Below are 14,994 nucleotides of genomic sequence, written 5' to 3'. Positions count from 1 at the left end.
ATATTGAGACGGACTGATTTAGATGTGAAGTTCGCTATCAGCGGTTGTCGTGAGGGGAATGGCTGCCATGAGGGGAATGGTTGCCATGAGGGGAAGTTTTCTCTGACTCAGCTATAGAACTAGAGCGTTTAAGCACAGACTCTCAAGGCTATTCCCAGTTTTTCTGCCGTTGCTCATTGACAAATTCTGCCGCTGCTTCAATGTTCTCAAACTCATCTGGATATCTTTGATGCAAGATATCCGCTAACTTGTCACAGTCTCGGTCTTTACCACCTTTAATTTCAATACTTTCAGGAAGCGAAGAATTGCAGATGAGAGGTGGGTTTTCACCTTCTAATTGCTGCTGAGTAAGCCCTTTAGCAGTATGCAAATTCGTACTAAGGAAAATAGCATTGCTGAGTTTGGCGTCGTGGAAGCTGGCGTCGTGGAAATTGGCGAAATTCAGGTTGGCGAAACTCAGATTAGCGTTATGGAGATTGGTGGAGCGGAAGGTGGTGTTGGAAAGATTAGCGTATTCGAGGTTGGCACCGTGGAGACCAGAGTAGCTAAGATTGGCGTATTCGAGGTTGGCATCGCGAAAGTAGGTGAAACCCAGATCAGCAGATGAAAGGTCTGCAGACCTGAGGTTGGCGGCTTGAAGGATGGCATGTTGGAGGTAAGCATGGCTTAGGTCTGCGTCACGGAGGTCAGCGAGGCGGAGGAAAGCGTAGTTGAGGTAAGCGCTGCTGAGGTTGGCTTCTGATAAGCGAGCTCCCAGAAGTGAGCGACAGTTACCAAATACTCGTTCTAAGATGTATGGAGGAATTCTTGAATAGGTTAAATCGGCAAAGCAACCAGCAACCAAAGATTGAACTGCTTGTTTCTCTTCGGACTTATTTTTACTGTCTAAGCGGCCATAGTCCTCTTTTATCGCGTTTTCACGTGCACTATATTCTACTGGTGCAGCAATAATCACAGCCGGAATAATGAGCCAAACAGAAGCTTTTAGAAGATTCCAGCGTTTTTGCCAAACACTTTTTTGGATAAACTTTTTAGCTGACTCTGAGAGTGGAAAAGTATCTGCTTGTTGTTTCTGAAATCGGAGAGCTTCATTGAGTGACAACCCCTGTAGCAAATATCCTTTCAACTGATTATGCTCTTGCCAGGTCACGGCACTGGCTTCAATCCGTCGCTGCTGCCGTAATAAATCCCGATTCTTTTCGATCCACTGTCGCAATAAACGCCAATGACGAATCAAGGCTTCATGAGCCACATCAACGATCGCACGTCGTTCTTGTATTTCACCTTTACTAATAACTTCACTGGTCACCAACAGTCGATTATCTTTGCTGGATAATAGATCAATCAGTGTCCTAACTCGTTCTTCTGGGTGAAGAGGGGCAGAAATAAGGTTATCTAGAAAAACACGACGGCGGGTATCTTCAGTGCCTTCACCTAGCTGAGTTAACTGTTGAAAAATATGTTGCACTGTACGTTGCTGCGCAGCATCACAGTTGTCATAAATCTCAGTTGCCCGTTTATCTAGGGTGCCGTTGATGCCACCAAGCTCCTGATAGGTAGAGAGCATGAGCGTACTTTCCTGACGACGCTGCCACAGTTCCTTGAGGGTGTATTGCAAGAGTGGCAAGCTACCAGGCGCACCCTTAATGTCGTTGAGGATTTGGGTGACAAGAGCGGGTTCAACCGTTAAATTAGCCTGATCAGCGGGTTTACAGATAGCATCTCTCAACTTATCTTCTGTCAAGGGCAAAACACTAATGGTATGAGTTGGAAGTGTTTTGGCTAATCCACTGTAATCTTGTTCTAAACATTTACCAACAAAATCCGCCCGCATCGCAATAATCAGACAGAGCTTTTCCCCAGTTTCTTTCAGTGCTCCCATCAAACAGCTAAAGAACTGTTCGCGTTCTTCAGAGCTATCGCACCGGGTAAAGACTTCTTCAAATTGATCTATCACTAGAATGGTGCGTGGAACTGTGGATGCCTGTACTAGTCGCTGTAACCCAGCCGCTCCTTCCTTCAAGAGCCCCGCAGCTCGCCCTAGTGCTTCTGCACGGTCTAGCTGAGATCCACCATCCGGTACAAACACAGCGGCTAAGTTTTGCATTGGATGGGCATCTGGTCGGGTAATCAGAATCTGCCACTGGTCACTGCCTGCGATGCGTCGCCCCAGCTTTAGCTGATGTAGTAACCCGGCGCGTAAGACTGATGATTTACCATTGCCCGAGGCTCCAACCAGTGCCATAAAGTTGGATGTGCGTACCTGATCAAGCAGTTGGCCGACCAGCTTTTCTCGACCAAAGAAGTATTTCGGGTCTTCATCATTGCAGTCGAAGAACTCCAGCCCCTTGTATGGACAGATACCACTGTCTACTGATACTTCCTTAGTTGTCTGGTCTTCAACTTGCCAGGTTCGAGTCAAGTTAATCGCTTCACCAAAATTGGTACAGACGGGTGTTTGTAATTCACCCTTCAGTGATTGGCTCACGTAATCCACCAGTGCAAAGGTATCAATCCAGCGTCCTGGTAACCGAGATGGTTCCAGTCCCTCTAGCAGTGCTTTGGTTAGTACGCTGTAAGGACTGTTCAGATCCTCCCAGGAGGTTTCAAAGTCACGGGACGACGCGATAAAGCAGCGATCTCGACTTTCGCTATTGCCTGGATTAGCCGCTTCAACATTGACAATCAAAGACCCACTATGACAACAGTCAAGCCAGATAATTTGCTGCTTGACCGGACTTTCTGATAACAACCACTGCAGCCAGCGCAGAGATAACCCTGCTCGTGGGGTATTAGAGTTTGTATCACTCGCTGCTAGATAGCCTTTGTCAAATCCCTTGCGATCAGGAAGGCCATGGCCAGAAAAATAAAACAGCGCTGTCTCCGGTGCCTGATTACTGTCAGGCAAAAATAGCTTCTCTAATGCCTGTTCGAGCTGTATCTGCAAAACTTGCTGCGTTGATGACACCACCGGCCTATTCCCATTAGCCTGGTCGAGCTGTTCCGGCATCCGCTGCACTTTATTGAAATCGCCATCCTCCTCCAATCGGTGTGCGATCGCTTCAGCATCTTTAGCCGGAGCTTTCAAGGAACTCAAATACTGATAGCGATTGATTCCGACGATCAGGGCATCGCGGCTCATAGATGGCGGCTAATGGCAGGATGTGGTGTCAGTGTAGTATCTGGTTGCTGATATAGCAGTACCCGTACTGGTACTTATTCATTCTTCTTTATATGCCATGACCCAACTAGCCCCCATTCAGCTCGAAGACGGCACGACCATTTATATCGAGGCTGACGAAACCGTTACGGCTCCACCTTTGCCTCCATCAGTACCGACTGCTGACGGCCCTACTCGTACTCCCAAAGGCCCTGGTGAGCAAGCGATCCGAAACTTCCAGATGATGCAAAGCACGATTCGCACCTACACAGCCCATACCCTGAGTGCTTTTAAGGACATGGCCACTGCCAATGTGGATAAGGTGACGTTGGAGTTTGGCATCAAGGTGGCTGGGGAGGGTGGGGTGCCCTATGTGACGAAGGGGAGTGCTGAATGTAATCTCAAGATCACCGTTGAGTGTTCGTTTCCAGAGCGGGAAAAGGGAGGCTTGGATTAGCCAGGGCTGAGGTGATGATAGCGAGACTGCATAATAGTATAGTCTCCAAATTACTCAGCTCCCCCATGTTCCAAGGATTAGCCGCGCTAACACTCTTATAATCCACCTCTCATACTAACCATTAACCTGCTCGGTGAACCGTATAACCGAATGCTTATTTAGAGTGACCACCTTTCGTCCATAGCGTCAATCAGAGCTTTAGGAGGCTTGATTTCCTGTATCTCTATTCGCATACCTCTAACTCCCCAAACTTCTGCAACTATATTGAGTATCTCAAGCGATGCTTCGCTAATACTATTTCTGAATGGCATGATTTCCCGAAATTCCATTCTTCCAATCTCACTTCGGAGTGATGTACTCACCAACTCACTAATGGCTGTTTCTACATCCTCGATGGCATAGTAAGTTTTTTCTAAGTCAAGAATTCTCCAGTAAATAACGGCATCGACTTCAAGATTAACGTTGTCTTTTGTAGTGCATGATTTAGGTGAAATATCGAGAATTTGTTCCCGAAGAGTATCTTCAATGATTATTACGTCGAAGAAAGGTACAATGAAATTCAATCCTGACTCTAGAGTAGAGCGATAGCGACCTAATCGCTCTAGAATTGCCACATTACCTTCTTTAACGATCCGAACAGAACCCAAGATATATCCAACAACAATTAGCAAAATTGCACATGCAACAAGATACTTTGGTGGAATATATTCCAATATTCTATCCCTGCTAAATAATGCAGTGACACCTAATCCTATGCTCCCTAAAGCTATAAATGCTCTGATCCAATTTTGCTGAAGCCGAGTTTTACTTTGACCAATCCTAGAAGCGCTATATCTTGTAACTCTGGTATTCACTTCTTGTTGTTGAATAGTTCCAACGACAGATGGAGATTGCCCCTCGGGTTCCTGAACGCTTATATGTTCACTTTTCACATTCCAGGGTTCTGTAGTCTCGTTATATTTTATTGGAAGCTTAGCTTCTACAATACTTTGCATTCTTGATCTTCTGATAGCCGCCGCTTGCTCCTGCTGTATGGAATCAATGAGCCCTTTAGGTGGTCTAATTTCCTGTAATTCTACTAGATTAACCTTAACTCCCCAGGGTTCTGTAGTTTTATCGAGTATGTCTAGCAAAGCCTTATTGATACTCTCTCGCGATGAAAGAATTCTTTGGAAATCTATCTTCGCTATTTCAGCCATGATTGATATGCTCACCAAATCAATCATGGCAAATCCTACATCCTCAATGGAATAATATGCCTTTTCTAAGTCGAGAATTCTCCAATAGATGACGGTGTCGACTTCAAGATTTATATTATCTTTCGTAGTACATGATTTAGGTGGAATATCGAGAATTTGTTCCCGAAGAGTATCTTCAATAACGATCGCATCGAAAAAAGGTACGATGAAATTTGCGCCTGGAGCTAGAGTCGCACGATAGCGACCTAATCGCTCTACGATTGCCGCATTACCCTCTTTGATAATCCGAATAGAACCAACGGCATATGCAATAACAATTAGCAAAATTGCACATGCAACAAGGTACTTTGGTGAAATAGCCCCCAATAATCTATCTCTAGTGATTGATAGTAAGACCGTAGTAGCTAATCCTACACCCCCTAAAAGCGAAGGTTTTATGATCCAGTTTTGCAGAAATTTTGTCTTACTTTTTTTTGCACGCACAGCCTCTTCATCACTGCTTTGCTTTGCGCTTTTTTCAATAAAAGTGACAATTTGATAGAAATTGTTGCTATAGCGTTCTGCCCAGGCAGAATTTCCTTTGATTTTTTCTTTCCAATCAATAGCAAGTCTCAATTCTGGATCTCTAATTAAAGCTGCCTTGCCATCTAGATGTAGCTGGGTAGTTTCAGCTAGTCGTCTACACATTTGGGCAGTCTCAACTTCCTCCGACATCCAATTTTGAAGCCTATCCCAGATGCGCATAAGACTTTCTTGAGAAATATCAATGATGACTTTTTCTTCAAGTGATTGATCTGGAGGTGGCATTAGAAAAGAAGCGCCATATTTGCGGAATTCGTTAATAACTGAAATTACTTTTTCTTGATTAGCTCTTGCAACCAGGCATAATTCTTCTAAAGATGAAGGGCGTCGCACCTCACGATTATCCAATCCTTTTTCTGTTAACCGTTTAAAGACTGTTTCAGTGATTTTCCGAGATTCCTGGTCAGGAAAACTGAAGTAGATTTGGTCAGCATGTATGGAGAGAGCACGACTCATTCCACCGATGGCTTCATAATGTTCAATATCGATAGGTGTTGGTGGGATTGCTTGTTCTTTCCAGCAATCCCACGTCCGCATAAGGGCATGTTGTAGGATTGGCAGTTGATCAGATTTGTCTCCTATATCGTTAAGTAAACGATTCACCAATCGTGGGGTGATCATGCTCCCCCCGACTGCAACAGGACCTTCAATTGCCTGTCGTAACTGATCACGGGTTAAGCGAGGAGTCAGGTACTGACTGTCATTCAATGCTTCTGGCAATCCTTGAAACTGGGTACAGTCGCCCAAAAAATCTGAGCGCATGGTCAATACCACAAAAACCGCTACCGCTCGTTGACCTACCGCAGCTAACAGCAGCTTCACAAAAGCTAATGCCTCGTTTTCATCTACCAAAGATTGAGCCTGCTGCTTAAACCGAAAAAGCTCCTCAAACTGATCTACTACTACCAGCAAACTCTCATGGTTTGCCATACGGGACTCCTGGGTCACCTCCACTAATCCTAGTGCCCCGCGTCGCAGAGTGCTCTCCATCAGGGCTGTACGGATAATGATTTCATCATCAGTAGTGTCTACCCCAAATACGTCCTGCTGATTCAGTGCCTTAGCCAGATTACGGATGGGAGCCTGACCCGGTCGTAGGATCGCTATTCGCCAACCAGAGCTGGTACCTGATAAAAATCCACTGTATAGCGAAGGCAGTAATCCTGCTCGCACCAGTGATGATTTACCACTGCCCGAGGTGCCTACTATTGCCAAAAACCGTGTACGGTTGAGACGCACCAGCAAATCATCGGCTTGGCCTTCGCGACCGAAGAAAAGATGTTCCTCGTCTAGCTCAAATGGTCGTAAGCCTGGAAAAGGATTGGTTCGATTTGTCATCTCTACCATTTTTATGCTTCTCCTGTTAGCGGAGCTAAAAATGGTTCCAACAGACTCGGGTTAAATGCCTGCGAACCATCAATTACAGGGACTTCTGGGTCAGAAAAACCTTGCTTAGTTGGAGTTACTGGACCAGCAATATAGATAGCCTTTGTCAGCAGTGGTCGAGGTCGCTCATAAAGAGTTTTCTTCAAAGCCAACAACCGTCGCTTTAACCAAAGACCACTAGCCTGACCGTAGTAAATCAGAACGGCCTCACATTGCTTAAGTCGAGCCTCCGATTGTCTGAGGCTACTACTTTCATAATCGGGCAGTATTACTTGAAAACGTTGCTCCAGCCAATCATAAAGAGGCTCAATGCCTACGGTATCCAGATCTCGCTGGTCACAGTCAAGGTAAACACGGTGTAATCCCTTACCATCAGCTAGTTCAGGTTCGGGTAGAGATACTAGTTGGGTTAGCCGCTCCTGAATCACTGTTTTTAGAACTTCTAGAGGCGTGCTGAGAAAATCTGGTTGGCTTTGCAGCGACTGTAAGAAGTTATTTGCTTCAGCATTCTGGGCTGTTGGGGGCATCCACAGGATTCGGCTAAGTGGTCGTTTCTGATCCTGACTACAGTTTGTGGCAATCTCAATTTGTTCCTGACTCCGTGCCTCTAAGAGTTGCTGTAGAGCTTTGCCTGAGAGAGAATTAGTTTGCTCGGTAACGGATTCTTGTGGGCTTATTAGATGGACAGAAATATCACACTGAGCCAGATTTTCCCTCACCTGATGAGTAAAATCTGGCGTAAATGGTAAGGGGCGGGTCGGCAGGACGACATGTCCAGCCATAGTCAGTTCTCGGCGAATGTTATCCCGAAACTCCTTCATATCGTAGGTTGTCTCAGCTAGATAAATTGCCTTACCTTCAGAAGACGAGGTATTTGTCGCTGTAGCTACTGCTAGGGTTTCTAATGACTTGGAACTACTAATAGGTAATGCTTCTATCAGTTGCAAGGTTTGGTGAATGTCATAAGCCAAGTCATTGAGCCGGGCATAAAATTTGCGCTCCTGCTCAGGGCCATAAATTTTGTCAAATTCCTGAGGACGCCCCGCATCATCAAACTCAAAAAAGTCATATCCCACGAAGGACTCAAACTCTGATGGGTGTTGATCTCGCGGTAAATATGTTTTGACTACTTTAAATAAGCGGGCCTTATTGTCCCCAATTCGCAGCCCTCCAGTTTGAGTTGCCATCTGGCAAAACTGCTGTAACTCATCCATGCACCACTCAGATTTTAGATACCGGGGTGACAAGATGGAGATCAGTAAAGCTGTCTTAGACAGAGTCTCAAAGATAGTGTCACTGAAATAATCATTGCCCTGAAGTTTGCGATCACGCCAGATGCGCGGATAAGCCCCTCGTAGTTGGGACAATCGGATCTCCAAAGCCTTGTGAAAGTAAGTAATCCAACCATCCTTGCCTGGGCTCAAAGACTGGTTATCAATATGACTAAAACTGATGAATAGATCCTGTTCAAAACCCATTCAGAAATATATCAGTACGGAACTGTCATTAGAATACTGGTGGAGCGCTTTAGATGGCGCATAATATTACAGACTATCAGCATAGAGATTAACTCCCAGCTGGCTTCCAATCATCTGCTCAAAAAGCCAAGAAGAGCTACCTGATGACCCTGGAAAAATCAAATAGTTTGCCAGTCTATCGCTAGAACAGGCATGACTTAAAATCAAAACGGCTGGGTGATGGAGTACCCAGCCGTTTTTCAAAACATATGACTAAGCGCATTGTAGGCTATGCCCGCGTGAGTAAGCGTGAGCAGGCCCAAAATTCTAATGCTTTAGAACAGCAGATTGAGCGCCTTAAGCAGGCTGGGGCCACCGAAATTTATTCGGATGTTCAGAGTGGGTTCAAGAAAAAAGCACGGCCACAGCTAGAGCAACTGCTGGACCTGGTCAGGCAGAGTAAAGTTGACGAGGTTATTGCTACCCGTATTAATCGCCTAGCGCGGGACAACATTAAAGGCTCTCAAGTCCTTGGGATATTTATCGAGTCGGGCGTAGTGCTCAGGACATTAGATCAGAATATTGATCTATCGACCGCAGCTGGCCGGACTATGGCCCATATGCTGATGGTTTTTGGTAGTAGTGAATCTGACTTCAAGACAGAAGCGGTAAAAGCTGGTACAGCCTATCGGCGGCAACAAAAAAAAGCATGGCATCCACCGTTCGGTTATCGCATGAGCGATGAAGAAAAATACATATTTGATGATCAGGAATATATTTGCCTGCTTGATGGTAAACGGGTATTGACCGTTAGGGATATAGCTCGTGAACGTATTGAGCTGTATCTGAAGGAAAGAAGCTTACGCCGCACAGCCAGAGCTATTAATGATATCTATGGTGTTGAGCAGGCATCCAAAGTTTATGGTCGTCCTGGGCTCCAAGTATCCCCATCAGGGCTGAGAAACTGGCTAAATAACCCTGTCCTCAGAGGCCACACCCCCTATTTACGTGGCCAGGAAATTGCCTGGAACACCCATTCAGAGCAACGATTAATGACGGATCGGGAGTTTGAGGCCATCAAGGAGGTAAAAGCTGTGAACCAGAAAGTTGGTGGATGGGGAGCCCAGGCCCAACGGCGTCATCCTATGTCGGGCTTGGTCCATTGTGATGTCTGCAAGGGTTCTTGCTACACCAGTAAGAGTGGAGCTTCCAAAAACCGAAAGCCAAGGGATTATTACTATTACTACTGTCACCATGCAGCTGCCGGTACTTGTACAAACAAGCCATACATTCGAGCAGAGGTGATTGAAGATGCCTTGATAGATGCGCTGGTAGCTCGTGCCGATGCGATCGCAAAAAACGTGGCTACAGATCTGGCTGATCAAGACATCGATTCGGAATTGCAACGGCTTCAAGCTGAATTGGAAACAGTGAAGAACATGATGGGAGCCAGTTCCGATACTGGAGGGTTTCTTGCTCAACATGTTGCAATGCTTCAAAGTCAGATCGCTCAACGTGAGAATGAGCCGTCATCCATTGATGAAGCGAAACGCTCAGAGCTAGCTGAAGTAGGGCGTGACCCAACATTTTGGCGCGAGACACTTGGAACTGAAGAGAAGTTGATCCTGTATCCCCATTTTGTAAAAGCCATCTGGATTAGGGCTAAGACTGTGATCGCTGTGGATCTACAAGTTTAGAACTCTGTTCTTCTGGTCCCCTCTTGTTCAAAAGGGCTAGATGTTTGTGAAAATGCTGGTTTACCTTTCGTCGGTGTGTTTATGGTGAGTGCGTCCAGACCTTTTTCATTTCCATTCCCCTACCATCCTGGTTCATATGACGGGGTAATTCTGATATCCCATGTCACATTTTTTCTGGGCAAGAAGATTGAAATCATTCGTTTTTTAGTCACGTCCAGCACATTGTTATAGATCTTTGCTCTTATGAATGTGCTGGACGCTCTTATTTTTATAAAGAGCTATGAACAAAATATTGGTCATAGAGTAAGTTCTATGGTCAGGGGTTTTGCATTTCAAAAGTTATAAAACTCAATGTTCAAGAACATCTTGTGCAAACAGTCCACGTTCCAAAGGACATTTGTCAAGCAGTTAATTGATTTCTAAATGCATTTAAGTTCATGCTTCACTCTGAAGGCGTGGTGACCCAACGTCTTTAGAGTGAAGTTGATACTCATGTCGCTGTTTTCGTCAAAAATTTGATGGCAAAATTTCCCAGCAGGTAGTCCCGTGCTTGGCTAAAGGTATGGGCTTGGTGCTGGAAAAGGCTAAAGACCTTATATCTGAGATAGCAGAGTGAAATTAGGACGTGAGTGGTGGTCCCGACCAATCGGACATAAGGGTCAGTAAGTTATCAAGTTCAACGATACCCGCCACTAATCTCTGGAAACGTGCTTCCACTAGTCGGGGGATAAACTCCAGCCATCCTTCGAGCCGTTCAATCACTTCCTGGTTAGGCTCCTTACGTTTCTCCTGGTCAGATAGCCGTTTTTCTAGGTATTTCAGGTGCCCCTGAATCTCATACTTTCTTACACGAACCTTAGTCCCTGAACGTGAGACTGTATTCCAATGGAGCCCAAATCGTTTCAGCAACGTACTCACAAGCTGTGTCGCACAACGTTTCTCAGTCGGTCGAGACTTCATTAACCGATAGTAGGCCTGACGATTAGCCAGAACATATTGTTTAATCTGGCCCAGCAATGGATCATTGCTTGCGATGGGCTTCTCACGGCTCAATAGCTCCCGCACAGCCGCACAACTGAGCACCAGCATAAAGGCATCGATCAGAGTCTCGATCTCAGCGAGTGGCGGAATTTCATCAATCTGGAGCAGGTCAGCTGCTCTTAGTTCCTCGATCAGGATTTTCCTTTCGGTTCGTTGGGCGACCAAGCGCTTCCATAGGTCAGGCCGTTCCTTATACAGTCGATACAATCCCATGAACAAGACGGTTCGCCATGCTTCCCTAGCATTCACACCAAACCGGAACAAACGCCAATAGTCAGAGGTATTAAGGTCATCACTACCGATTTTCTGAGTTCGCTTGAACTTCATGTCACCTAAGATGTCATCCATAGACTTGGGCTCATGACCTTTCAGATCAATGGCTTCCACTTTCGATGCCATGTCAGATAGCTTGACTTCGTAACGAATGCGCGCAGCTTCAAGTTTTTGTTCAAACTCTTTTCTCAGGCTGCCATCCCCATCGTATTGAAACGTGAATTTAGGGTCTGCGTTTTGATCTGTCCAGCCATTGCGTTCAACACTGAGTGCCCATAGTTCCTTCTCAAACACCTGGCGGAAACGCTGGGCTTGGAGGTGAGGAGCGATACTGTCAGCGAGTTCATCACACTGTTCCTGTGCCCGCTCCAATACGGCCTCATGACCACGGTGGGAATTGACCCATTTCTGCCGATAAGCCCCCAAAAAACTATCTTTAACATCTTCTAGTGCCTGAACCATCGATAGCTCGTTAGCATCAGGCCAATAGCCCAGCCCAGGCTTGCCCTTGAGATAGGTGCCAACACTCTTAAGCCGGTTGCCCCGAAACACGTCTCGGATACGGGCGATCTGCTGCTGGATATCAGAATCCGTTGTCCAAACGTTAGGCAGGTAGAACACCCGATCAAAATGGTTTTCAGTGATGCTGAACCCATGGCTCATAGTGGGGCTAAAGCTCAGCACCTGGGGCTGATGATTACGGATAAACGCATTCGGGTCATTCCGGAATGCTTTAGCCCGTGCTCCATCAAAGTCCTTATCATGCCAAGCATCAAAAACTTCAGCCTTATCCCCCAGTAATTCGCACAGTTTCCGGCCTGCTGTCTTATCAGCCGTTGCGATCGCAACGTTCTCACCCATGCTTACAGACTGCTGAATGGCATAGAGAATATCGATTTCTCGATCAAAGCCCCAATGCTCACAGTCAGGATTAGGATGTACCTGACGGATCTGCACGGTGGTTTCAGCGTCTGAAAAGTTGCCCCATGTCTGAATCTGTTTGAGTGTGAATTGCTCAATCTCCTGCTGGCCAATGATGACGTGCTGTGAGTACTCCAGCAAATCGCACAGCGTCCGTTTCATTTCCATAGCGTTAGCGTTTAGGGCACCACTGACCATACGGTGAACACTGGAACTCACCTCATCAATAGTGATGAGATTGTATTCTGTGCCATGGCTTTGGATATCTTTGGCGATTTTCCATAGCGACTCCGGGCAGCAGATGACGATATCAGCGCACCATGGATCAAGGCTAAGGGGTTGAACATCTTGGGGTGAGGAGGACGATTCCTCACCCAGAATCATCACGGTTGGAGCTGCGATGCCCGTCTCTTGCAAGAGTCGCTGAAACTCACTAGGCCTCCCATGCCCGTCGTGGGGCTGATACTGTCGCCGAGTGTCGGCATTTAGGTGCCTCAGTGCTGTGACGATTAGGGTTCTACCACCGCGCTGATAATTTTCAAATACCCCCCTAGAAACACCATTGGACGTTTTACCTAAAGAAACATCCGCGCTAAATGCGGTGAGACTGCGGCTATCAGCGGGTAAGCTTACAGGCTCAACCCACCCAACTTCACCGTTAGAGAGTAGATGCTGTTCTCGCCAAGCTTTAGCTAGATGGGAGCGGGCTTTATTAATCCCTACTTGCGCTTCATACTCACCGATCGCACCTTTTTCCATCGGTGTAACAGGCACAATATCAACCGATGTTCTGGTTACATGGGCATATTCTTTGAGCTTTGCCCACTGGCTAGCGAGTTGACGGAGGATGTTGCCATGCTTCTCGGCTAGCTGAACTAGATATTTGCAACCTCCATGAGCTTGGTCCCTGATCACAATGCCATTGCCATTAACGTATGCGATCGCAGTTTGAGCACCCCCTCTATATTCAGGCTCTAATACAGCTTTAAGCAGCAGACCGTCATGCTCAGGTAGTAAGCTATCTGCTCTCACAGGATCACTTCCATCAGCTGGATATAGCAGTGTAGAACCTGGAAGCTCCTGATTTTCGATTGAACGGGTTTCATCAGCTGCTCGCTCTTTGGCTTTAGAGGGGGATACACCTATTGAGATCAGTTCTTTAGTTCTCTGTGGCAGATACTCTTTTAGCAGTTTTTCCTTAGCCTCTGACCTCAGTTTCATGGCCTCTAATCTATCGAGGTCATCAATTTCAAAATCAGCAGCGTTAAATGCCTCTCGACCTTCAAAGAACTGAGGGTTAAGTGGGCGTTGCCAGAAACCAGCTCTTTTGGCCTTCTTGGTAAAGGTAGCCCCCTGAGAGTAAATTACCCGTGCAGGGTCTTTCAGGACTGCCATATCCATGGGGAAGCGTTCAAGTGCCCGTCTAGGGCCACCATCGCTGGGCTTTTTGCTCAGCATCCAGTGCCCAAACCCGGCTAGCCAGAATCGGGCCTCCAGATTTTCCTGAAACCGTTGATAGTCTTCTACGCTATTCAAACCATCCACCAGGATTAGAAGGTGGCTACCATTGGAGTCATAAACCACATCACCATCGGCGTTGCAAATGCCCGAACTAGTCGAGGGCTTTTCTATTCGTTGGGTGTCATCCCAACCAGGGAAAACGCCTCTGATCGCTTGGTAAGCTTCCTCGTACTCAAAATTACCTGGGTCAATGTCGATGATGATCGGCATCCGACCGTATTGGAAAATCAGATCTTCCTTTGAGCGGTAGATCCAATTTTGCTGCTTCTCAACCCCTAATCGCTGGACCCGTTCAGCAGTAGTTATAAATTTGCGATCGCAATCACCCGAACGGTCAACGCCCAGCACAAAGGAGTAATCCCCGTTCAGGTAAGGAAGCAATTGCTCTAAGTGATCAAATCTGTGAGGGGTTAGCGCTCCAGCCCAAATGCTTTGCGCATTGTGCTTAATGAGTTGGCCATTATCTAGGTCGAATACCTTAGAAGCCTGGACGGATTCTAGAATAGAAATCGCTGCTTTCCCAGATTGGGAAACGGTTACAGGATTGGTCTGATAACGTTGACCCACCGCTTGATGGCAGCTTGAGACCGATAGCGGGTGTGATGGCAATGGCAGCAGCAGCGCCTCAATTGGGGATCAAGGGTCTAATTGTCCCAGAGGATAATGCCCAAGAGGCGGCAGTGGTACCGGGTCTTGCGGTTTATGGTTTTAAGGTGATTACTGATGTTGTCGATTTTCTGAATAATCCTGGCGAGCGGATGCCACTTACTATCGATGGCTGTGAATCTCTGGCTAAAGCCCAACCCCATGCAGTAGATTTACGGGATGTCAAAGGTCAGGCTCAGGCAAGACGAGCGTTAGAAATTGCAGCGGCAGGTGGTCATAACCTTATATTTGTAGGGCCTCCTGGTAGCGGTAAAACCATGTTGGCCCGTCGCCTATCAACTATTTTGCCGCCTCTGAACTTTCAAGAAGCTCTGGAGGTTACTCAAATTCATTCAGTGGCTGGCCTGCTTAAAGATAAGGGGACATTAGTAACTGAGCGACCGTTTCGTAGTCCTCATCATTCTGCATCGGGGCCATCTTTGGTGGGGGGTGGAACATTTCCAAAGCCAGGAGAAATTTCTTTGGCCCATCGCGGTATTCTCTTTCTTGATGAGCTGACGGAATTTAATCGCAAGGTGCTGGAGTTTTTGCGGCAGCCTTTGGAGGATGGCTATGTAAGCATTGCGCGTACGCGTCAGTCTGGAGAGACGTTAACCTGTTATTGCTAGTTAGCGGCTACCCACCTGTAACCGTT

General features: G+C 46.6%; 6 protein-coding genes and 1 pseudogene. 3 read left to right on the top strand and 4 right to left on the bottom strand.

Translation table 11 applies throughout. The features are described from left to right. Positions 1-148 precede the first annotated feature (148 nt). Positions 149-3,142 (bottom strand): nSTAND1 domain-containing NTPase, encoded by a 2,994-nt coding sequence (locus U2F10_RS24315; protein ID WP_499873519.1) that lies wholly within the window; start codon positions 3,140-3,142, stop codon positions 149-151. A 97-nt stretch (positions 3,143-3,239) separates the two neighbouring features. Here U2F10_RS24315 and U2F10_RS24310 point away from each other — a divergent pair, with 97 nt between their 5' ends. Beyond that, positions 3,240-3,617, top strand: a complete 378-nt coding sequence (locus tag U2F10_RS24310) for a CU044_2847 family protein (protein ID WP_499873518.1) — start codon at positions 3,240-3,242, stop codon at positions 3,615-3,617. A 158-nt stretch (positions 3,618-3,775) separates the two neighbouring features. Here the strand turns inward: U2F10_RS24310 and U2F10_RS24305 are convergent, their stop codons facing one another. Beyond that, entirely contained in the window at positions 3,776-6,745 is a 2,970-nt protein-coding gene (locus U2F10_RS24305) for an SPFH domain-containing protein (protein WP_499873517.1), read from the bottom strand. Between the two features lie 2 nt (positions 6,746-6,747). Beyond that, on the bottom strand, positions 6,748-8,262 hold the full coding sequence (locus U2F10_RS24300) for a toll/interleukin-1 receptor domain-containing protein (protein WP_499873516.1): 1,515 nt from the start codon (positions 8,260-8,262) through the stop codon (positions 6,748-6,750). Positions 8,263-8,510: 248 nt separating this feature from the next. Between U2F10_RS24300 and xisF the strand changes: the two genes are divergently transcribed. Continuing rightward, positions 8,511-9,938, top strand: a complete 1,428-nt coding sequence (xisF, locus tag U2F10_RS24295; protein WP_499873515.1) for a fdxN element excision recombinase XisF — start codon at positions 8,511-8,513, stop codon at positions 9,936-9,938. A gap of 618 nt (positions 9,939-10,556) precedes the next feature. On the opposite strand, the gene U2F10_RS24290 is transcribed toward xisF, so the two are convergent. Then, positions 10,557-14,261, bottom strand: a complete 3,705-nt coding sequence (locus tag U2F10_RS24290; RefSeq protein WP_499873514.1) for a hypothetical protein — start codon at positions 14,259-14,261, stop codon at positions 10,557-10,559. Positions 14,262-14,263: 2 nt separating this feature from the next. Here U2F10_RS24290 and U2F10_RS24285 point away from each other — a divergent pair. Continuing rightward, positions 14,264-14,941, top strand: a pseudogene (locus tag U2F10_RS24285) (ATP-binding protein); the annotation flags it as partial. Between the last annotated feature and the right edge of the window lie 53 nt (positions 14,942-14,994).

Source organism: Leptothoe sp. EHU-05/26/07-4 (assembly GCF_043421015.1).
Classification (GTDB): Bacteria; Cyanobacteriota; Cyanobacteriia; order Phormidesmidales; family Phormidesmidaceae; genus Leptothoe; species Leptothoe turfae.
Note: the sequence above shows the minus strand (reverse complement) of the source record. Positions and strands in the feature narration are given on the sequence as shown.

What these genes read in the sequence shown, in the direction of transcription:
- xisF (WP_499873515.1), top strand. Translation starts at nt 8,511, where the DNA reads ATGACTAAGCGCATTGTAGGCTATGCCCGCGTGAGTAAGCGTGAGCAG.
- U2F10_RS24300 (WP_499873516.1), bottom strand. Translation starts at nt 8,262, where the DNA reads ATGGGTTTTGAACAGGATCTATTCATCAGTTTTAGTCATATTGATAAC.
- U2F10_RS24315 (WP_499873519.1), bottom strand. Translation starts at nt 3,142, where the DNA reads ATGAGCCGCGATGCCCTGATCGTCGGAATCAATCGCTATCAGTATTTG.
- U2F10_RS24310 (WP_499873518.1), top strand. Translation starts at nt 3,240, where the DNA reads ATGACCCAACTAGCCCCCATTCAGCTCGAAGACGGCACGACCATTTAT.
- U2F10_RS24305 (WP_499873517.1), bottom strand. Translation starts at nt 6,745, where the DNA reads ATGGTAGAGATGACAAATCGAACCAATCCTTTTCCAGGCTTACGACCA.